Here is a 21,273-nt window from a genome sequence, read left to right on the forward strand (position 1 = left end):
AAACCGCTCGGCGGGGGTTGGCGAGCATCGCGCACGAGGGGTTCAATCTCGTCCCGAAATACGACCGGATGGAAGGTTTCAAGGCGCTTCGCAGACCGCTCGCAAAGCAGAAGCTGGGAATTAGCGATCTTGTCGGGTTCCCTACGGAGAACGGGCATTTCGCCTGGTCGGCTTATACGCCCGCGGTGCGAGTCGGAGGTTGCGTAGCCATAACGATTGTGTAGAGTCATCGGTAACGCTGACCGCAGCTGAGCCGGACTCGCTGCGGTCAGCGGAAATCAAATCCCGGAGGCCGCGCGACTAGGAAGTCGCCACTCCGACAACCGGTTTCGGACCACTCCCCACCGAGTAACTCGGCATGTGCTCCCCGGTTGCCCCGACTTCCCCCGCCTCGAGCGCCTGCTGCTCCAGCACCACGCGTCGTCCCTGGCCGAAGATGTACAACAGGAATCCGAGTTCGGCCAGCGCGCCGATTCCGATCCGCAGCACGGTCGGCAGCGAACTCGGCGTTACGAAACCTTCCAGGAATCCCGACACCAGCAGCACCATCGCCAGGCCCAGCGCGATGATGGCCGTGGCCCGGCCCTGCCGCGCCAGGGCCTGCGCACGCCCGGCGCGACCGGGGTCGATGAGCGTCCAGCCCAGCTTCAGGCCCGCGCCGCCGGCCACGAAAATGGCGGTCAGCTCCAGCATTCCGTGCGGCAGGATGTAGCCGAAGAAGGAGTCCAGGCGGCCCGCCTCGGCCATCAGCCCGGCGCTCACGCCCAGATTGACGGCATTCATGACGATCAGCCACACCGCGGGCAGGATGAGCACCCCGGTGAACAGCGCCATGGCCGCCACCCACGCATTATTGGTCCACACCTTGGCGGCGAACGCGTCGTGCGAGTGCTCGTAGTAGTAGGTCTCGAACTCGCCGCCCTTGCGGGTCAGGTGGTCGGTATCGGTGTCCAGGCCCAGATGCCGTCGGGCCGACTCGGATCGGGCCACCCAGGCGGCCAAGGCGGTGGACGCCAGCAGGAAGATCGCGGCCAGGGACACCCACCACGGCCAGGCCCGGTACACCGCTGCCGGGAAGCGGTGCGTGAAGAAGCGCCCGATCTCCTGCCAGGTGTCGCCCTGCGCGCCCAGGACTTTCCCGCGGGCGCGGGTCAGAATGGCGGACAGTCCGGCCACGATCTCGGGGTCGGCGTCGCGGGTCTGCAAGCGGGCCAGCTGCTGCGAGGTGAGGCGGTAGAGCCGGACCAGTTCGTCGGATTCCGCGCCGGTGAGTTTCCCGCGGCGCGAGGCAAGCAGATCGAGCCGGTCCCAGGCGGGCCGGTGCACATAGGTGTAGACGTCCAGATCCATCGGTTGCCTTCCTGCGCCTCGACTCGGGAGAATGCTAACCGCCCCCATCAGGAGAGACATGGCGCTTTTCACCACCGGCGAGGCTGTCGCCGTCGAATTGCCGATCGCGCGGGTACCGACACGGGCCGCGGCGTTCCTGCTCGACCTGATCTTGCAGGTGCTGATCGGGCTGGCGCTCGTGTTCGTCCTGCTCACGCTGCTGGCGGCGATCGGCGCGGATTCGGCGTGGCGGGATGCCGCCGTGCTGGTGTCGATGATCGCGGCCGTGATCGGCTATCCGGTGCTGTGCGAGACCCTTTCGCGCGGGCGCTCGGTCGGGAAACTGGCGATGGGCCTGCGGGTGGTGCGCGCCGACGGCGGCCCCATCGATTTCCGGCACGCCGTCACGCGTGGCTTGGCGGGCATTGTGGACTTTTGGATGCTCGGCACCGGGTTGATCGCCATCGTGGTGTCGTTGTGCTCGCCGACCGGCAGGCGCATCGGCGACGCCCTCGCCGGGACCGTGGTCGTGCACGATCGCGGTCGCCTGCCCTGGCCCTCGCTGGCGGTGCCGCCGCCGTGGCTGGCCGCCTGGGCCCGGCAACTCGACCTGTCCGGGCTGCCGGACGATCTGGCCCTCGCGGCCCGTCGCTATCTGCTCCGCTTCGGCACGCTGACCCCGGAGGTCCAGGATCGGCTGGGCCGCACCCTGGTGATCACGGTGTGCGCGCGGCTGGGGACGCCACCGCCCAATGGCTATCCGCCGATGCACATTCTGGGCGCGGTCCTGGCCGAACGGCAGCGGCGCGCCTTCCCGCCGCCGCCCCAGCCCACCCGGCAGCAACTGAACGCCGTCTACCAGCGGCCCGCTGCCTGATCCCGCGGGATCAGAGCGCGCCGGTCTGTTTGAGTTCCAGGTACTCGTCGGCGAGGGCTTCCGGTAGCCGGTCGGGGGATTCGGCGATGACGCGGACGCCGATGCGGCGCAGGGTTTCCCGGGCCACGGCGTGCTCGGTGAGGATGTTCTCGGCGGCGGCCGCGGTGTAGAGGTCCGCGCCGCGGCGGGCGGCGGCGGCCGCGACCTCCGGGTCGGTGACCGAGACGATGAGGACGCGATGGCGTTCACGCAGCACGGGGAGGACGGGCAGCAGGCCCTCCTGCACGGTGGCGGCGTCGAGATGGGTGAACCAGACCACCAGGCTGCGGCGGCGGGCGCGTTGCAGGGTGGTGCGGAGCAGGCCCTGGTAGTCGGTGTCGACCAGTTCGGGGGTGACCCCGGCGAGTGCGTGCATGAGTTTGAGCTGCAAGCGTTTTCCGCCGACGCCGCGCACCTCGGCGCGGACCCGGCGGTCGTAGGCGAGCAGGTCCACCGAGTCGCCGCCCGCGGCCGCGAGTCCGCCGAGCAGCAGGGCGGCCTCGATGGCGGCGTCCAGGCGGGTGCCGTCGCCGCCACGGTCTTTCGAAGAGACCCAGCCCTTCGACGCGATGCGGCCCGCGCTGACCCGGCCGGTGTCCAGGAGCATCACCACGTGCCGATTGCGTTCCGGCCGCCAGGTGCGGACCAGGACATCATTGGCGCGGGCGGTGGCGCGCCAGTCGATGGTGCGGACATCGTCGCCCGCCACATATTCACGGAAGGAATCGAATTCGGTGCCCTGACCGCGAATCGTGGTGGTGTTGCGGCCTTCCAGGTGTTGCAGCCGTTTTACCTTCGAGGCCAGCAGGCGTTCGCTGCGGAAGGGCGGCAGGGCGCGCAGCCGGGCGGGCACGTCGCGGCGGAACTGCCGTCCGGCGATCCCGAGCGGGCCCAGCAGCCGCAGGGTCACGGGCCCGGCCAGCCGGTCGCCGCGATAGGCGGGGGTGAGTTCGGTATGCAGGCGAATCCTGGTGTTGGACGGCAGCTTCAGCGCGTGCTCGCGGTGCTCGGCGTGCGCGCTGGGCGGCCAGTCGTCCCACAGTGTGCCGCGCAGCACGCGGTTCCCGGTGTTCAGCACCGAGAGCTCCACATCGATGCTGCGCCCGGTGCGCACGGTGGTGAGTGGCTCGCGGGAAAGCTCCAGCGCCCGAGTCGATCCCAGCAGCATCAGATCCGCGCAGATCAACGCCGCGAGCAGCCCGGTGGCCACTGCCACGCCGAGCCACGAGGGCAGCACCAGCGCGACGAACAGGGCGGCGAGACCCGCCGCGGCGGCCAACCGGCCGGTGACGACCACGGCTACACCGGGACCGGCACGGACATCAGCAGCGATGCCATCACGCCCTCGGCGGTGACGCCCTCCACCTCGTGTTCGGGCCGCAGGTGCAGGCGGTGCCGGAGTACCGCGGTCGCAACGGCTTTCACATCGTCGGGGGTGACGTAGCCGCGGCCGTTCAGCCAGGCGAAGGCCCGCGATGCCGCCATGAGCGCGGTCGCGCCGCGGGTGGACGCGCCGTGCGCGACGGCGGGGGAGGTGCGGGTCGCCCGGCACAGGTCGACCGTGTAGGCCAGTACTTCCGGGCTCAGGGTCACCTGGGCGACGGCGGCGCGGGCGGCGGCCAGATGTTCGGGCCCGGCCACCGGTCGCAGCCCGGCGGCGGCCAGATCGCGCGGATCGAATCCGGCGGCATGCCGTTGCAGAATGCGGAATTCGTCCTCGCGCCCGGGCAATTGGACGTCGACCTTGAACAGGAACCGGTCCAGCTGCGCCTCCGGCAGCGGATAGGTGCCCTCCTGCTCGATCGGGTTCTGGGTGGCCACCACCACGAACGGGTCGGGCAGCGGCTGCGGCACGCCGTCCACCGAGACCTGCCGCTCCTCCATGGATTCCAGCAGTGCCGACTGGGTTTTCGGTGGGGTGCGGTTGATTTCGTCGGCGAGCAGCAGATTGGTGAAGACCGGTCCGCGGCGGAAGGTGAATTCGGCCGAATGCGGGTCGTAGATCTGTGATCCGGTCACATCGCCCGGCATCAGGTCGGGGGTGAACTGGATGCGCGAATGCTCCAGGTCGAGGGCCCCGGCCAGGGCTCGCACCAGCAGCGTCTTGGCCACGCCCGGAACGCCTTCCAGCAGGACGTGTCCGCGGCACAGCAGCGCCAGCACCAGGTACATGACGGCGTGGTCATTGCCGACGACCGCCTTGCCGATCTCGGCGCGCAGCGCGAGCAGCGCCTGTTGCGCCTGCTCGGCGGTGGGGGAGTGGTTGGTGTCCACTGTGGTCACAAGACCTCCGCTTCGATCCATTCGAGTTGTGCGGCCACGAGTTCCAGGGTGTCCCGGTGCTCGACCGGGTCGTACAGGGCGGCGCGGACCATGGCCGGGTCCGTGCCGAGGCGACCGGCGAGGGTCACGGTCACCAGTTCGGGCGGGGTGTCGGCGGTGACGTCCAGGGCGGGCCGTAGCCGCCGCAGGGTCGCCGCCCGCAGGATCCCGGCCACATGATCGTGGTCGCGGGATTTGCGGTACAGCCCGGCCTGTCCGGTGAGCAGTTCATGCGCCGGTGCTTCCACCGGCCGGGCTTCACCGACCACCGCGCCGCGGCGCCGTCCGCGCCAGCACAGCACCGCCGCCCAGGCGATGAGCGCTTGCAGTCCACCGAAGGCCACCCAGTCGGGCCAGCGCTGGAAGATGGAATCCTGGCCCGCCCCGAAGTCGGGTGGCGGGACGTCCGGTCGTTGCGGCGGTGGCGTGGTGTCCGGTGCGGAGGGTGTGGGCGGTGCACCGAGGTGGGTGATCAGCCAGAGCGCCGCGACGATCGCCACCACACCCAGGACGACGGCCCAGAACCGCCAGTCGTACAGCAGCGACGGCAGTTCCCTGCGGCGGTACTCGCGGCTGTCGCCGGATTTCCGTCGTTTCTTGCGGCGCTGTTCGGTGATCTCGGCGGGCACGTTCTTGGGCGGCGGCGCGACGGAGAACCGGTCGGCCTGTTCCAGCTGCCGGTATTCGGCCTCGTTCGCGGGTCGCCCGCCGTAGGCGATCTCGTCGAAATTGTGTGCCGCCGACGGCAGTCCGTCGGTATCCGGCACGGTGGCGGTGGCGGCCCGCGCGGTCTCGCGGGCGGTCCGGCCGCGCTGTTCCTCGAGCAGTCCGAGCTGTTCCAGGCCGCGGGTAACCGCGCGATACCGCTCCCGCAGGGCGGTGCCGAAGTCGGCGCGACGGGCGGCCTCCTCGGCGGCGGCCCGGTGGGTGGCGGCCGGTCCGAGTGCGGGTTCCGGTGGGACGCCGGGCAATCCGGCATTCGGCTGTTCGGGTGTGCTCACGGCCGCGCCTGTCCCGGGACGCCGATATCCCAGGCTTCGCGGCGGCAGCGCCGGTCCACATAGGCGACGACCTGTGTCGCGGATTCCACCATTTCGGCGAAGGCCACCATGAGCAGCGCCGCGGTGATGATCAGGACGGTGACGGTCCAGCGATGGGTCCCGGCGAACTCGGAGATGAATTCGGGCAGCGCCAGCAGCGGGACCAGCAGCACCACCATGAGGACGCGCAGATACATCCAGACGCCGACGAGCTGCCATTCCGTTCCGGCGGCAAGCACTTTCGCGCGCGCGGTCGCGGCCTTGAAGGTGGCGGATTCGTCGAAGATGGCGGGCACCGTCGCGAACCGCTTGGCGCGCAGCCAGCCCAGCCACACCGCGACCAGCGGCAGCGTCACCAGCAGGGGGGTGCCGAGTGCCAGCACGCCCACGCCGATCAGCGTGTACATCACCTGATAGCCCAGTAGCGGACCGGCTTCCGAGGCGAGTTGTTGTAGCGCGCCCCGCCATCCGATCGGCTGCCGGTGCACCACGGACAGCCCGATCGGCACGGTCACGCCGCGCACGAACAGGCGCAGCCCCCACGCGCACAGCAGGGTGATCACGAGTGCGCCCCAGAAGGTTCCGCTGTCCGATTCCCCGGTGGCGAGCGATACCGCGAGCGTCGCCCCGACGGCCACCGCCGAAGCGACCGCGACCGCCACGCCGAGCAGTCCGCCCAGCAGTTTGATCCGCGCCTGGATCAACGCGAACGGCACATCGAGCAGTTCATGGAACTGCATGGGCCGGATAGGTACGGGCACCGAATCGGTGTCCGGTTCCCCCACCGAGCCGGTCGGCGGACCGACGGAGTCGGCGGCGGCTGGCAACACGGGCCGAGTCTATAGGGAAGGTGCTGTTCAGGACTGCTGTAAAAGCCTCGCGACGACCTGTCGGTACAGATCGGGATCGATGGGCGGCAGGCCGAGCAGGGCGCGCAGGTAGACGCCGTCGCCGACCAGGCGCACGATCTCGGCCTGTACGGGATCGGGAATCTCATTGTCCAGGGCGGTCTTCCACGCGCCGAGCACCTCGTCGAGGGCGCGGTCGGTTTCGGCCTGGGCGGCGTCCTGGGGTCCGTCGACGGTGCGCATGGCGGCCAGCATCGACTGGTAGAGCGCGAGTTCGAGCGCGTCGGTCTCGTCCTCGGGGTGTGGGGCTTGCAGGTACCACTCGGCGACGGATTTGCCCTGGGAGAGGGCGGCCCGCACCTGCTGGTCGGAGCGTTCGCCGACGCGGCGCAGCAGTCCTGCCAGGAGGGCGTCCTTGTTCTTGAAGTGGTAGAGCAGCCCGCCCTTGGAGACGCCGGCGGTGGCGGCCACGTTCTCCAGGGTCACCTGCGACATGCCCTTGTCGAGCAGCAGGGATTCGAGCGCGTCGAGGATCCGGTTGCGGGTGTCGGATGGATCGCGGGAGGTCACGGGCATTCACTGTACCGTCTGGACGGTTCATCTGTTACTGTACCGTCTGGACGGTTCACCTCTGGAAGAGAAGCCAATGACCACCCCACACACCGCCGACCAGGCGGAACTCCGCATCGACACCCCGATCACACCCGCACGCGCCACGGCCCGCACCTGGGCCGGACTCGGCGTGCTCGCACTCGCCCTACTGCTGATCGCGGTGGATGCGACCGTGCTCGACCTCGCCGTACCCGCCATCACGGCCGACCTCGCGCCGACCACACCGCAGCTGTTGTGGATCATCGACGTCTACTCGTTCGTCCTCGCCGGACTGCTGATCACCATGGGCACCCTCGGTGACCGCATCGGCCGCCGCCGCCTGCTGCTCATCGGCGCGATCGGCTTCGCCGTGGCCTCGGTCCTGGCCGCCTGGTCGGTCAACGCCGAAATGCTCATTGCCGCACGCGTACTCCAGGGTGTCGCCGGTGCGACCCTCATGCCCGCGACGCTGGGCTTGATCCGCTCCATGTTCACCGACGCCCGCCAGCGCACCCTCGCCATCTCGGTCTGGGGCGCCATGGCGGCCAGCGGCGCGGCCTTCGGCCCGCTGCTCGGCGGCTGGATGCTCGAGCACTTCTGGTGGGGCTCGGTGTTCCTGGTGAACCTGCCGGTCATGGGCTTGCTCGTGGTGCTGGCCCCGTTCCTGGTGCCGGAGTCGCGTGATCCGAATCCGGGCCGCTTCGACCTGCGCAGTGCCGCGCTCTCGCTGCTTGCCCTGATCCCGATCGTGTACGCGGTCAAGGAATTCGCGGCGCACGGCCCCAGCCCGAAGCTGCTGCTCGTGGCCGCGGTGGGCGTGATCTCGGGCATCGTGTTCGTGCGGCGGCAGCGTGGCCTGACCACACCGTTGATCGACCTCGACCTGTTCCGCCTGCCGCCCTTCCGGGCCGCCGTGTTCACCAATCTGCTGTCGGTCTTCGCACTGGCCGGAATGTTGTTCTTCGGCTCGCAGTACCTGCAATTGGTGCTCGGCAAGTCCCCGCTGGAGGCCGGTCTACTGCTCGTCCCCGGCACGATCGGCAGCATGGTGGGTGCGCTGGCAGCGGCCTGGCTGGTGCGCTGGTGGTGGCCCGCAACCGTGCTGGCCGGTTCGCTCGTGACCGTGGCGATCGGTGCGGCGCTGTACTGGCTGCTGCCCGCCGACCCGTCGGGTTCGCCGCTGCCGTTCGTGATCGGCTTCCTGCTGATCGGCCTGGGTGAGGGTGTGGCCCTGACGGTTTCGTCCGACCTGATCGTCAGTACCGCGCCCGAGGCCCGCGCGGGTAATGCGGCCGCCATCTCGGAGACCGCCATGGAGTTGGGCATCGCCCTGGGCGTGGCCGTCCTCGGGAGTGTCGTGATGGGCGTCTTCCGGCATGGCCTGGATCTGTCGCAGGTGCCGTCGGAGCAGTCGGCGGTGGCCCGTGAATCCCTCGGCAGCGCAGTGGAAACCGCGGTCAGCCTGCCCGGTGCGGCGGGAACCACGCTGCTCGACTCGGCGCATCACGCGTTCGTGAACGGCATCCACCTGGCGGCGGGCGGCACCATTGTCATCCTGCTGCTCACCGCCGTGATCGCGTACCGCGCCGCGACCAGGACGACCCGGTAATACCTGCCGTAAACAACTGTGGCCCGGCCGTTTCCGTAATGTTCTACGTGAAACATGCCGGGCCACAGCCCTATCCGGCGACAGTGCCGGGTGACGCCTCTTACTCGCCCTTGCCCGGCGGCAGCTCACGTCGGCCGCGGTAATCGAGCTCCGGATTGCGGCGCGGATCGAGCGCCTGATGCTGTTGCGAGGCGGGCAGCGGGTAGCCGGGCTCGACGACCTGTCCCGGCGGCAGCGCACCGTAGCCCGGGTTCTGGGCGTAAGGCTGATCCACCACGGTGGACGCCACCCGCTGGGCATGCACCTGTTGCGGCGCGCCCGGCGGCAGCTGGTAACCGTACTGCGGCTGCCCGGCGTAGACCTGCTGCTGCGGCTGGGCCGAATCCTCGGAGTCGACGGTGACCTTGCGGGTGCGGCGCAGCGTGAAGGTGATCTCCTCGGCCTCCTCGAAGGCCTGGCGCACGGTGCGCATCGGATGCGTCGCGGTATCGATGGCATTGGCCACGAAGGAAGGCACCAGCGGGCGAATCCAGCGGGCCGCGGTATCGGTGAACGGCACGGTGCCGATGATCGGGAGTTCTAGTCCGCCACCCTTATTGGTAGCTGCGGGCCGCTGCGCGGGCACGGCCGGTGCCAGCGCGCCGCCGGTATGCGCCGGAGCCAGCACGCCGGGTGCGAGCTGGGCGGGCAGGTTCGGCGTGTGTGTCACGATCCCCTCCTGGGACACGGAGCTGTCCTTTCCTCCGGCCCCCTGGCCGGCGGGTAGTTCCTGCTGTGCGGCACGGTCGAATTCGGCGACGGCGCGCTGCTGCGCGGGCTCGGTGATGCCGATCTCGAAATTGCCGATGGCGGCGATGATGCGGGTGCGCTGCCGTTCCCGGTCGATGGCGGTATCGGCGTGCGCGGCCAGCTTTGCCGAGGTGAGTTGTTGTTCGGCGCGCAGCTTTTCGGTCTCGACCCGCACCTGCGCCTGGGTGATGGCGATGGCCGTCTCGGCCGCCTGCTCGACCCGACCGGTGGCGGTGCGGGCGGCGACCTCACGGTCGAAGGCGGTCTCACCGCGCCACCGGCGCAGCAGCAAGGGCAGCAGTGCCAGCGCGATCATGAGCAGTGCGATGCCCAGCCGCAGCATGAGCGGCCCGAAATGCCCTGTCGTGTAGTCGTTCATGGCGACCCAGCGCGCTCCGAGTCCGCGATCGCCCTCGGTGTAGGCCGCGCCGCGCGCGGTCGCCAGGGCCTTCTCTTTCTCGGTGACGCGGGCATTGACGCCATCGACCTTGCCCTGTGCGGCGGTGAGCTGAGCGCGCGCGTCATCCAGCAGCTGGTTGGCGGTGCGCTCCTCGGGTCCACGGCCGGGCACGCCGGTGATCCGGAGCGGCGAGCATTCGGGGGCCGCGCTGAATTCACAGCGCGCGGTCACCAGCGCGGTGTCGACATCCTGCTGCGCCTTGGTGATCTGCTGATCCAGGGTGGTCCGGTCGGCGCGGGCCTGATCGGATTCGGCGCGCGCGGTGACCACGGCCGGTGCGGATTCGACTCCACGCTGGGCGGTTTCGTCCAGGACCCGGTTCACGCTGCCGCCGAACAGAACGGTGCAGGCCAATTCGGCGATGACCACGCCCGCCCCCACGGCGATGGCGATGCGCCCCGCGAATTCGGCCAGGGCCCGGCGGGTCCTGTGATGCGCACTGTCGTCACGCGCGGGTGTCGCGGCGGTGGCGAGCGCCCGGGAAATGGCCCCCACCAGCAGGGTCACTATGAGCGCGATCGCGACGACGGCCAGGATCGGCCACTTCGCGGCCCCGGTCGCCAATGCCGTAATGGCCCCTGACACGAGTGCGAACAGCGCCACAACCGCGCCGGTGATCGAATAACCGCCGCTGTCGTGCGGATCGGTGAGTCGGGGGTCCGCACCGCCCAGCCAGACCAGCAGTGTGGCTGCGCCGCCGCGATCGTTGGCGGCGGCCTTGCCGGATTGCGGTGCTCCCCCCGAAGCTGCGGAAACGTTCTGTTCCGGGACATGGTGAACGGTCATGGGAGCTCACATCCTCTAAGTCCCAAGCTGATTCGGTTCTCGAAACCGTTGCTCAATCGTTGAATTCGGACACAGCGTGGTCTCAGCGTGACAGGCGGTTCCGGGTTCCATCGACCGTGGCGGCCGGTATGTGGCCAGCCTCACACCGACATGTTTCCGGTGCGTGACGTGGCGTTGATCACGCGGAAAACGCCCGGAAATCGCTGCGGAAAAAGTGAACTAATGCATAGTCAATATTTGCCAGACGTGTGCTGAAGTCCACATTCGATAAAGATTCCGTACGGTCGGCAGGTTGCCGGGGCATGTCGCCCGGACCGCCGCACCACCTGTATTACAGGTCCGGAAAGTTAGCCGCGTCTCGTCCGGTTTGCCGGAAGGCTCTGTGGGGAAATCTGTTTCATTGCAGGTGAGAGGCCGTTCCGGAGCTGCGCTGGACAGGTCGTGCGGCACTCTCGCGCGCGCGGAATCAAGTGGGCAAGTCGACTGAAAAGCCCGTGCGTACCTGCTTTACACTGGACAACGCGCAGGTAGTGGAGGATCGATGTAGAAGCCCAGCTAGGCACTGTTATTAGTGCGACCTAAGTTGGTTGGGCCCGAGTCCTGACTTATCGTTTGCTCTTACGCCGAACGCGACAAGTTCGGCAAATTGCCCCCAAAGGTCCGAGACCCGACCGGTCTCCACCCTAGCGGGCGAGAACGGCGCGGCAGGTAGCGAACACGTAAGGGTTCCGTTACCACCGAGCACCCGACCAAGACTTCGAAGCGGGTGGACAACTAGAGAGTTGACTGCACGGTAAGGACCATCAGCGCCGCTGGTTCCCGAAACGTCCGGGCGCAGTCTGACGGAGGCGTTCGACGAAGGCCGATTCTTCGAAGGCCTGTTTTTTGTGAAGGCAGAGGCATGACGCAACTTCCCGGCCACAGGTCCCCTACCGGCGGTGCCGGCTATGGACACGGACCCCGCGGGCTCTATGACCCGGCGAACGAACACGACGCCTGTGGTGTCGCATTCGTCGTCGACATGCACGGCCGTCGTAGCCGCGACATTGTCGACAAGGCTATTACGGCGCTGCTGAACCTGGAGCACCGAGGCGCAGCCGGTGCCGAACCCAATTCGGGTGACGGCGCGGGCATCCTGATCCAGCTCCCGGACAAGTTCTTCCGTGCGGTCGTCGACTTCGACCTGCCGCCCGAGGGCGCGTATGCCTCCGGTATCGCCTTCCTCCCGCAGGCTCGCCGCGAGGCCGCCCGCGCTGGTTACGGCGTCGAGAAGATCGTGCGCGAGGAGGGCCTCGAGGTCCTCGGCTGGCGTGAGGTCCCGATCGACGGTTCGTCGCTGGGCGCGCTCTCGCGTGACGCCATGCCGACCTTCCGGCAGATCTTCATCGCTTCCCCCAAGGACGCCGCCGAGCAGCTGTCCGGCATGGACCTGGAGCGTCGCGCCTACGTCATCCGCAAGCGCATCGAGCACGAGCTCGGCAAGGCGGGCGCCGGTGAAGGCAGCGTGGGCAAGGAATCGGTGTACTTCCCGAGCCTGTCCGGCCAGACCTTCTGCTACAAGGGCATGTTCACCACCCCGCAGCTGCGCGCCTTCTACCTGGACCTCCAGGACGATCGCGTGGAGTCGGCGCTGGGCATCGTGCACTCCCGCTTCTCCACCAACACCTTCCCGTCGTGGCCGCTGGCGCACCCCTTCCGCCGCGTCGCCCACAATGGCGAGATCAACACCGTCTCCGGTAACGAGAACTGGATGCGGGCCCGCGAGGCGCTGCTGAACTCGGACGTGTTCGGCACCGACAGCGAGGGCAACAACCGCCTGGAGAAGATCTTCCCGGTCTGTACCCCGGGCGCTTCGGACACCGCGCGTTTCGACGAGGTGCTCGAGCTCCTGCACCTGGGCGGCCGCAGCCTGCAGCACGCCGTGCTCATGATGATCCCCGAGGCGTGGGAACGGCACGAGTCCATGGACCCGGCCCAGCGCGCCTTCTACCGCTACCACTCGTTCCTCATGGAGCCGTGGGACGGCCCGGCCTCGGTGTGCTTCACCGACGGCACGGTCGTCGGCGCGGTGCTGGACCGTAATGGTCTGCGCCCCGGCCGCATCTGGGTGACCGAGGACGGCCTGGTCGTGATGGCGTCCGAGGTCGGCGTCCTGGACATCGATCCCGCCACCGTCGTGCAGAAGACCCGTCTGAAGCCGGGCCGCATGTTCCTGGTGGACACCAAGCAGGGCCGCATCATCAGCGACGACGAGGTCAAGTCGGATCTGGCGAGCGAGCACCCGTACCAGGAGTGGCTGGACAACGGCCACACCAAGCTGTCCGATCTGCCGGATCGCCCGCACGTGCACATGTCGCACGATCGCGTGCTGATCCGTCAGCAGATCTTCGGATACTCCACCGAGGAACTGAACATCCTCATGTCGCCGATGGCGCAGACCGGTGGTGAGGCGCTCGGTTCCATGGGCACCGACACCCCGATCGCGGTGCTGTCCTCGCGGCCGCGACTGCTGTTCGACTACTTCTCGCAGCTGTTCGCGCAGGTCACCAACCCGCCGCTGGACGCCATCCGCGAAGAGGTCGTCACCTCGCTGCGCAGCATGGTCGGCCCCGAGGGCGATCTGCTGAACCCCGGCCCGGAGTCCGCCGGCCAGATCACGCTGACCCAGCCGATCCTGGACAACGACGAGCTCTCCAAGCTGGTCCACATCAATGACGACGGCTCCAACCCGGGCCTGCGTTCGGTGGTCGTGCACGGCCTGTACCCGGTCAAGAAGGGCGGCAAGGGACTTCGCAAGGCCCTGGAAGCCGTCCAGCAGCAGGTGTCCTCCGCCATCGACGGTGGCGCGCGGATCATCATCCTGTCCGACCGCGAGTCCAATGAGAAGCTGGCACCGATCCCGTCGCTGCTGCTCACCGCGGCCGTGCATCACCACCTGGTGCGCGAGCGCACCCGCACCAAGGTCGGCCTGGTCGTGGAGGCCGGTGACGCCCGCGAGGTGCACCACATGGCCCTGCTGATCGGCTTCGGCGCGGCGGCCATCAACCCCTACATGGCCTTCGAATCGCTCGAGGACATGCTGGAGCGCGGCGCGCTGCAGATGCCCGGCAGCACCGGCGATCTCGCGGCCGACTTCAAGAAGGCCGTCTACAACTACAACAAGGCCGCCGGCAAGGGCGTGCTGAAGGTGATGTCCAAGATGGGCATCTCCACCGTCGCCTCCTACCGGGGCGCGCAGCTGTTCCAGGTGGTCGGCCTGTCGCAGGAACTGGTGGACGAGTACTTCACCGGCCTGAACTCGCCGCTGGACGGTATCGGCCTGGACGACATCGCCAATGAGGTCGCCGAGCGCCACAAGGTCGCGTTCCTGGAGAACCGCAATGAGCGCGCGCACCGCGAGCTCGAGGTCGGCGGCGAATACCAGTGGCGTCGTGAGGGCGAGTACCACCTGTTCAACCCGGACACGGTGTTCAAGCTCCAGCACGCCACCCGCTCGGGCCAGTACAAGGTCTTCAAGGAGTACACCAAGCTCGTCGACGATCAGTCGGAGCGCTTGGCCTCGCTGCGCGGCCTGTTCAAGTTCAAGGCCAAGGGCCGCAACCCGATTCCGATCGAGGAAGTCGAGCCCGCCAGCGAGATCGTGAAGCGCTTCTCGACCGGTGCCATGAGCTACGGCTCCATCTCGGCCGAGGCGCACGAGACGCTCGCCATCGCCATGAACCGGCTCGGCGGCCGCTCCAACTCCGGTGAGGGCGGCGAGCACCCGGCCCGCTTCGAGCCGGAGGAGAACGGCGACTGGCGTCGTAGCGCGATCAAGCAGGTGGCCTCGGGTCGCTTCGGTGTGACCGCGCACTACCTGACCAACTGCACCGACATCCAGATCAAGATGGCGCAGGGAGCCAAGCCCGGTGAGGGCGGCCAGCTTCCGGCGCACAAGGTGTACCCGTGGGTCGCCGAGGTGCGTCACTCCACGCCGGGCGTGGGTCTCATCTCCCCGCCGCCGCACCACGACATCTACTCGATCGAGGATCTGGCGCAGCTGATCCACGACCTGAAGAACGCGAACCCGCAGGCGCGGATTCACGTGAAGCTGGTCGCGGAGCCGGGCGTCGGCACCGTCGCCGCGGGTGTGTCCAAGGCGCACGCGGATGTCGTGCTGATCTCCGGTCATGACGGTGGCACCGGCGCTTCGCCGCTGACCTCGCTGAAGCACGCGGGTGGTCCCTGGGAGCTCGGCCTGGCCGAGACCCAGCAGACGCTGCTGCTCAACGGTCTGCGCGATCGCATCGTGGTGCAGGTGGACGGTCAGATGAAGACCGGCCGCGACGTCATGATCGCCGCGCTGCTCGGCGCGGAGGAGTACGGCTTCGCGACTGCGCCGCTGGTGGTTTCGGGCTGCATCATGATGCGCGTGTGTCACCTCGACACCTGTCCGGTCGGCGTCGCGACCCAGAATCCCGTGCTGCGTGAGCGTTTCACCGGCAAGCCGGAGTTCGTCGAGAACTTCATGCTCTACATCGCCGAAGAGGTGCGCGAGCTGCTGGCGTCGCTGGGTCTGCGGACCCTGGACGAGGCCATCGGCCGGGTCGATCTGCTGGATACGGCTGCCGCCAAGTCGCATTGGAAGGCCGCCAAGCTGGACCTGTCGCCCATCCTCGACGATGTCGAGACGGCATTCATGTTCCAGGATCGCCGCAACACCAAGGGCCAGGACCACGGTCTGGACAAGGCCTTGGACAACGAGCTCATCGCGCTGTCCGCCGATGCGCTCGAGCGCGGCAAGCCGGTCAAGATCGACACCAAGATCACCAACGTGAACCGGACCGTCGGCACCATGCTCGGCCACGAGGTGACCAAGCTGTACGGCGGAGTCGGCCTGCCGGACAACACCATCGACATCACGTTCACCGGTTCCGCCGGTAACTCGTTCGGTGCGTTCGTCCCGGCCGGTATCACCCTGCGGGTGCTCGGCGACACCAATGACTATGTCGGCAAGGGTCTTTCGGGTGGCCGCATCATCGTGCGCCCGTCGCTGGACGCGCCCGCCGAATTCGTCGCGGAGCAGAACATCATCGCGGGCAACGTGATCCTGTTCGGCGCCACCAGCGGTCAGGCGTTCATTCGCGGCACCGCCGGCGAACGCTTCAGCGTGCGTAACTCGGGTGCCACCGCGGTGGTCGAGGGCGTGGGCGACCATGCCTGCGAGTACATGACCGGTGGCCGCGTGGTCATCCTCGGCGAGACCGGCCGTAACTTCGGCGCGGGCATGTCGGGCGGTGTCGCGTACATCTACAACCCGAACGGCACCTTCGAGAAGAACCTCAATGGTGAACTGGTCGATCTCGAGCAGCTGTCGGCGGAGGACGCCACCGCGCTGCACGACATCATCGCCCAGCATCGCGACGAGACCGGATCGGCTGTCGCCGAGAAGGTCCTGAGCGACTGGTCGCAGCAGGTCAATCACTTCGTGAAGGTCATGCCGCGCGACTACAAGAAGGTCCTGCTCGCGATCTCCGAGGCCGAGAAGGCCGGACGGAATGTCGAAGAGGCGATCATGGAGGCCGCTCGTGGCTGATCTGATCCTCGCGGTGCAACGCAGCACCACCGTTGTTGTTCCGCGCGCCGAACTGCGCAATTGTCAGGAGTACGTAAATGGGTGACGCACAAGGCTTCCTGAAGCACACCTCCCGGGAAACGCCGAAGCGCCGTCCGGTCGACCTTCGCCTCATGGACTGGAAAGAGGTCTATGAGGAGAAGTTCTCGCACGAGACCCTGCAGAAGCAGGCGAGCCGTTGCATGGACTGCGGTATCCCGTTCTGCCATAACGGCTGCCCGCTGGGGAATCTGATTCCCGAGTGGAACGACCTGGTGTACAAGGGTTCCTGGAAGGAATCCTTCGACCGGCTGCACGCGACCAATAACTTCCCGGAGTTCACCGGTCGCCTCTGCCCCGCGCCGTGTGAGTCGTCCTGTGTCCTGGGCATCAACCAGGATCCGGTGACGATCAAGCAGGTCGAGGTCGAGATCATCGAGAACGGTTTCGACGAGGGTTGGGTCACCCCGATCTACCCGACTCGCCTGACCGGCAAGAAGATCGCTGTCGTCGGCTCCGGCCCGGCCGGTCTGGCCGCCGCGCAGCAGCTGACCCGCGCGGGTCACACCGTGACGGTCTTCGAGCGAGACGACCGCATCGGCGGCCTGATGCGCTACGGCATCCCGGAATTCAAGATGGAGAAGCGCTTCATCGATCGGCGCATCGCGCAGATGGAAGGCGAAGGCACCATCTTCAAGGCCGGCGTGAACGTGGGCGTCGACATCACCGCCGAGCAGCTGCGCGAGCAGTTCGACGCGGTCGTGCTGGCCGGTGGCGCCACCATCGCCCGTGACCTGCCGGTCCCGGGTCGCGACCTGGACGGCATCCACCAGGCCATGGAGTTCCTGCCGCTTGCCAACCGCGTGCAGCTGGGCGATCCGATCACCGACGAGGACGGCCTGCCGCGCATCAACGCGCGCGGCAAGAAGGTCGTCATCATCGGCGGCGGCGACACCGGCGCGGACTGCCTGGGCACCTCGCACCGTCAGGGTGCGGCGGCGGTCCACCAGTTCGAGATCATGCCGCGTCCGCCGGAGGAGCGCGCCGGTTCCACCCCGTGGCCGACCTACCCGCTCATGTACCGGGTGTCCTCGGCGCATGAGGAGGGCGGCGAGCGCGTGTTCTCCGTCAATACCGAGCGTTTCGTCGGTGCGGACGGCAAGGTCACCGCGCTGCAGGCACACGAGGTGTCGATGGTCAACGGCCGGTTCGAGAAGGTCGAAGGCACCGACTTCACCCTCGAGGCCGACCTGGTGCTGCTGGCCATGGGCTTCGTCGGGCCGCAGAAGAACGGTCTGCTCGAGGGTCTCGGCGTGGGCTATGACCAGCGCGGCAACGTCAAGCGCGACAATGACTGGCAGACCACCGTCCCCGGCGTGTTCGTCGCCGGTGACATGGGCCGCGGTCAGTCGCTCATCGTGTGGGCCATTGCCGAGGGTCGTGCCGCCGCGGCCGCCGTCGACAAGTTCCTGGAGGGCGAGTCGGCGCTGCCGTCGCCCATCACTCCGTCGATGGTCGCGCAGCGCTGAGCTGACCGCATACGAAAACTGAGAGCGCCCACGGACTTCCGAGTCCGTGGGCGCTCTTCTTTGTGTGAAGCAGCTTTGTGCGAAGCAGCGATCAGTCGACGGCCTCCAGGGTGTTCGCCACCATGGCCACCATGCGGACGGTGCCCGCGGCCACACACAATTCGATGAGCTGGGCATCGGTGTAGCGGTCTCGGAGCAGAGCCCAGGTGTGGTCGGTGATGCGGTGCGAGGTGTGCAGTTCATCGACCGCGGCGCACAGGATCGGGTCGCCGAGGGGATAGTCGATCGACGCTTCGAGCGCGTCGAATTCGTCTCGTACCCACTCGGTGTGGGCGGCGCACAGTTGCAGCATGCGGATGGTGACCAGCCGGGCATCGGCGGCGGGGAGCTTGGTGTGGCCGATCATGGTGCGGCGCAACAGGCGCAGCAGGGCGGCCATGCGCGGGTGCCGGTCCAGGGTCTTCCACAGTGGGGCGGACTGTGGCAGCCAGGGGAGGGGCCACCAGGGCAGGCTGGGCATGGTCGCCGATTCGCGGGGTTCGACGGCGAGAAGGGTTGCGGGGAGGGTCGGTTCGGGCAGGCTCGGTTGTAGCGGGGCGATGCGCAGTGGTTTGCCGCTCCAGCCGTCGAAGGGCAGGCCGATGCTGCTGGTGGTCATGGCGAAGGCTTCGTAGAAACCGGTGAGCGCGCAGATCTCGATGCGCTGAGGTCCGGTGAAGTCGAGTGCGGACCAGGTGTCGCGGCAGATTTCCTGGGTCAGATAGAGCTCGTCTACGGCGCGCAGCAAACCCGCGCGGCGGGGATCCCAGGAGGGGTGATCGGGGCCCGCGGTGATGGCGGCGATGGCGTCGCGTCGGCGGCCCAGCAGCAGATTGCCATTCACGTGGTGGCCCCACGCCACATAGCCGCGGGCATTCCAGGAGGAGCGCAGCACGAGCAGCTCGCGGTCGGGCAGCCGCAGCGCCTCACCGGCGTAGCTGGCCGCGTACAAGCCGAAGAGCACATTGAACAGTCGCAGGTGGCGGCCTGCGGTGGCATTGATCGCGGTGAATGGCGGCCACCAGGGCAGGGCGATGATCGGGCGCACGCGCGGCTGGTCCGGGATGCGCCAGCGGGCGTGGATCGGTGCCGACGGCGAAACGAGCTGGGCCATGCCCTCGACGCTATGGCGTCTGGGACAGATTGACCCGCCACGTTGTCGACCTTCGCCGCCAAGTCGGGCAAATCGGTAGCTACAAGACCGGGGAATGGGTCCACGATGGGTGCGAGATGAGGTCTCGAGACCGGAAATCGGACGAATAACAGAACTCGCGTAGCGGAGGCGGGATAGCCCCCTTTATTGTTGAGCGCGTTGTGTCGCTGATCTCGTCAAACGGTCTGGTTCTCGCATCTCACAGTGGTTGAGTAACCGCGGTTAACCCGCCGTCTACCGGATCGTTATCCGGCGACCTCACCATGATCGAGAACCGGGACAGAACATGGTCCCGGGCAGGCGTGAACTGGAGCAGTATGCGGTTGAAAAATATTGTCGCGGCTGCCGGGGCAGCAGCGAGCGTGCTCATGTCGGGAATCGTGCTCGGCAGCGGTCCCGTTACAGCGGATCCGGGATGCCCGGTGCTCTACACGGTGGCCATTCCGGGCACCTGGGAGACCGGTCATGACAAGGCTCCCACCGCCGGAATGCTGGCGGGAGTCACCGACGGCCTGCCCGGCGACGTCGACTATGTGACCTATGCGGCCACCGCCTTCCCCTGGGAGGGTGACGTCTACGGCTCTTCCAAGAAGGAAGCCGTCAACAATGCGCGCGGTCTGGTGCAGGCCATGGGCGCACGGTGCCCCGGCACCAAGATCGCCATCACCGGCTACAGCCAGGGCGCGGACGCCGCGGGCGATCTCGCCTCCGAGATCGGCACCGGCATCGGTGTGGTGCCGCCGGACCGCATCGCGGCCGTCGCCCTGATCTCCGATCCGCGGCGCTCGCCCAGCGACGCCCAGGTCGGCCCGTACGCACCCGGCCAGGGCGCGGGCGGACCGCGCGTGGGTGGCTTCGGTCTGGTCAGCGATAAGGTCCGCACCGTGTGCGCGGTCGGCGACCTGTACTGCTCCACCGACGAGACCGACTTCGTCACCCGGTTCGCCGGATTCCTGGCCCAGGCCTCGGATCCCAACCCGGTCAACCTGTGGCGCTACCAGCTAGAGGTCGGCGCGATCATCAACGACCTGATGTCCCAGGGCGGCATCCCGACCTTGCAGTCGCAGCTCAGTGATGGCGCCAATGAGGAACGGGTGCACCAGCTCGAGCAGTTCTACGGCACCGGCAAGCACACCAGCTACGGCACCTACTCGGTCGGCGGCGGGCAGACCGCACTGACCTGGATGCACAACTGGATCCGCGGCAACGCGTAACTCGCACACCGCGACTCGAAGGCCGCTCCCGGAAACGGGGGCGGCCTTCGCTTTTCAGGAACGGGCCGCGCGGTTGCGCGGTAGCAGGTCGAACACGTGCCCGTTCTCATTGATGGTGGCCGCGGTGCGGCGGCCGGTGCGCGAGTACAGGATTCGGGTGATCGAGCAGTAGTCGATCGGGAAGGTGAGCGGGCGTTCCAGGCCCAGCACGTCCTGGAGCAGCACATTGATCACGCCGCCGTGCGCGAACACCACGACGGTGTCGGCGGGCTCGGCGGCCTCGACAATGCCCGCGACGGCATCCAGGACGCGGGTGAGGAAGGCGTCGGCGTCGATCTGCGCGGGTAGGTGTCCGGCCTTGATTCGGTCGTAGACCTCGCGAAAGTCCTGCTGCGCGTCCTCGATCGGGATGTACATGGGCAGGTCGCGGTCGTATTCGGCCAGGCCATCGAGGATTTCGATGTCCAGGCCGAGTTTCTCCGCGGTCGGTCGCGCGGTCTCGCGGGCGCGCAGCTGCGGGCTGCTCACCACGCGGGCGATCCGATGATGGGCGAGGGCGGCCGGAACCCGGCACGCCTGCTCGATCCCGATCTCGGTGAGATCCGGATCGGCCGGGCCGGACAACCCCATGAGGCGTTGCGGCTGGGCATGGCGGACGAGGATCAACTGCACGCCACCACTCTGCCGCACCCTGCCGTCAATTCGCCGGGCGGGGAGCCGCCGGCTCCCCGTGTGACCGCTAGCCCTGGCCCTTCTTCTTTCTCTGGGTCATGAGGTAGACGATGCCCAGAATCAATGCGATCACGCCGATACAGCAGACCGCGGCGAAGATCCAGAAACCGCCGCCCTTGCTCTTGCTCTTCTTCTTCGCGGTGTACTCCAGCGCGGAATTCCAGGTGTCCGGGTTGGTCCACACGTGGTGATCGAGCAGGTTGGTCTGCGTCATCAGGTCCAGGTAATGCATGAAAACCCCATCCTCATCATCTCGGGTGCCCTCCTCCCAGGGCCGTATTCGAGAATAACGGGCCGCCGGGATTCTGGGAGTTCCCTGTGAA

General features: G+C 67.8%; 15 protein-coding genes. 5 read left to right on the forward strand and 10 right to left on the reverse strand.

What is annotated here, in order from left to right; all coding sequences use genetic code 11:
- Window positions 1-300: 300 nt before the first annotated feature.
- Window positions 301-1,350, reverse strand: coding sequence for a stage II sporulation protein M (locus AB0N05_RS20035; protein WP_364695950.1), 1,050 nt, complete (start codon window positions 1,348-1,350; stop codon window positions 301-303).
- A 58-nt stretch (window positions 1,351-1,408) separates the two neighbouring features.
- On the opposite strand from AB0N05_RS20035, the gene AB0N05_RS20040 reads away from it, so the two are divergent.
- On the forward strand, window positions 1,409-2,206 hold the full coding sequence (locus AB0N05_RS20040; RefSeq protein WP_364695953.1) for an RDD family protein: 798 nt from the start codon (window positions 1,409-1,411) through the stop codon (window positions 2,204-2,206).
- Window positions 2,207-2,216: 10 nt separating this feature from the next.
- Here the strand turns inward: AB0N05_RS20040 and AB0N05_RS20045 are convergent, their stop codons facing one another.
- Genes AB0N05_RS20045 through AB0N05_RS20065 form a run of 5 tightly spaced genes read right to left on the reverse strand, consistent with a single transcriptional unit; the run spans window position 2,217 to window position 7,025 of the window.
- On the reverse strand, window positions 2,217-3,542 hold the full coding sequence (locus AB0N05_RS20045) for a DUF58 domain-containing protein (RefSeq protein WP_364695956.1): 1,326 nt from the start codon (window positions 3,540-3,542) through the stop codon (window positions 2,217-2,219).
- A gap of 2 nt (window positions 3,543-3,544) precedes the next feature.
- Entirely contained in the window at window positions 3,545-4,549 is a 1,005-nt protein-coding gene (locus AB0N05_RS20050; RefSeq protein ID WP_364695959.1) for a MoxR family ATPase, read from the reverse strand.
- Window positions 4,525-5,568 carry a DUF4129 domain-containing protein gene (locus AB0N05_RS20055; protein ID WP_364695962.1) on the reverse strand — a complete coding sequence of 348 codons (1,044 nt, stop codon included), beginning with the start codon at window positions 5,566-5,568 and terminating at the stop codon, window positions 4,525-4,527. The genes AB0N05_RS20050 and AB0N05_RS20055 overlap by 25 nt, the downstream gene beginning before the upstream one ends.
- Entirely contained in the window at window positions 5,565-6,437 is an 873-nt protein-coding gene (locus tag AB0N05_RS20060; protein WP_364695965.1) for a hypothetical protein, read from the reverse strand. The genes AB0N05_RS20055 and AB0N05_RS20060 overlap by 4 nt, the downstream gene beginning before the upstream one ends.
- Before the next feature lie 27 nt (window positions 6,438-6,464).
- On the reverse strand, window positions 6,465-7,025 hold the full coding sequence (locus AB0N05_RS20065; RefSeq protein WP_364695968.1) for a TetR/AcrR family transcriptional regulator: 561 nt from the start codon (window positions 7,023-7,025) through the stop codon (window positions 6,465-6,467).
- 76 nt (window positions 7,026-7,101) lie between these two features.
- Between AB0N05_RS20065 and AB0N05_RS20070 the strand changes: the two genes are divergently transcribed.
- Entirely contained in the window at window positions 7,102-8,655 is a 1,554-nt protein-coding gene (locus AB0N05_RS20070; protein WP_364695970.1) for an MFS transporter, read from the forward strand.
- Window positions 8,656-8,755: 100 nt separating this feature from the next.
- Here AB0N05_RS20070 and AB0N05_RS20075 read toward each other — a convergent pair whose 3' ends face one another.
- Complete coding sequence (locus tag AB0N05_RS20075) at window positions 8,756-10,690, reverse strand: DUF4407 domain-containing protein (protein WP_364695973.1); 1,935 nt, start codon at window positions 10,688-10,690, stop codon at window positions 8,756-8,758.
- A 901-nt stretch (window positions 10,691-11,591) separates the two neighbouring features.
- On the opposite strand from AB0N05_RS20075, the gene gltB reads away from it, so the two are divergent.
- Window positions 11,592-16,265, forward strand: a complete 4,674-nt coding sequence (gene gltB, locus AB0N05_RS20080; RefSeq protein WP_364695976.1) for a glutamate synthase large subunit — start codon at window positions 11,592-11,594, stop codon at window positions 16,263-16,265.
- Window positions 16,266-16,342: 77 nt separating this feature from the next.
- Window positions 16,343-17,812, forward strand: coding sequence for a glutamate synthase subunit beta (locus tag AB0N05_RS20085; RefSeq protein ID WP_364695979.1), 1,470 nt, complete (start codon window positions 16,343-16,345; stop codon window positions 17,810-17,812).
- 91 nt (window positions 17,813-17,903) lie between these two features.
- On the opposite strand, the gene AB0N05_RS20090 is transcribed toward AB0N05_RS20085, so the two are convergent.
- Complete coding sequence (locus tag AB0N05_RS20090) at window positions 17,904-18,965, reverse strand: hypothetical protein (protein WP_364695982.1); 1,062 nt, start codon at window positions 18,963-18,965, stop codon at window positions 17,904-17,906.
- A gap of 356 nt (window positions 18,966-19,321) precedes the next feature.
- Here AB0N05_RS20090 and AB0N05_RS20095 point away from each other — a divergent pair, with 356 nt between their 5' ends.
- Window positions 19,322-20,218 carry a cutinase family protein gene (locus AB0N05_RS20095; protein ID WP_364695985.1) on the forward strand — a complete coding sequence of 299 codons (897 nt, stop codon included), beginning with the start codon at window positions 19,322-19,324 and terminating at the stop codon, window positions 20,216-20,218.
- Window positions 20,219-20,272: 54 nt separating this feature from the next.
- Here AB0N05_RS20095 and AB0N05_RS20100 read toward each other — a convergent pair whose 3' ends face one another.
- The gene (locus AB0N05_RS20100) at window positions 20,273-20,890 is read right to left on the reverse strand and encodes a histidine phosphatase family protein (protein WP_364695988.1); all 618 of its coding nucleotides are present in this window, start codon (window positions 20,888-20,890) and stop codon (window positions 20,273-20,275) included.
- 67 nt (window positions 20,891-20,957) lie between these two features.
- On the reverse strand, window positions 20,958-21,182 hold the full coding sequence (locus tag AB0N05_RS20105) for a hypothetical protein (RefSeq protein WP_364695991.1): 225 nt from the start codon (window positions 21,180-21,182) through the stop codon (window positions 20,958-20,960).
- Window positions 21,183-21,273 lie beyond the last annotated feature (91 nt).

The sequence above is a fragment of the Nocardia sp. NPDC051030 genome (genome assembly GCF_040683015.1).
In the GTDB taxonomy this organism is placed as follows: Bacteria; Actinomycetota; Actinomycetes; order Mycobacteriales; family Mycobacteriaceae; genus Nocardia.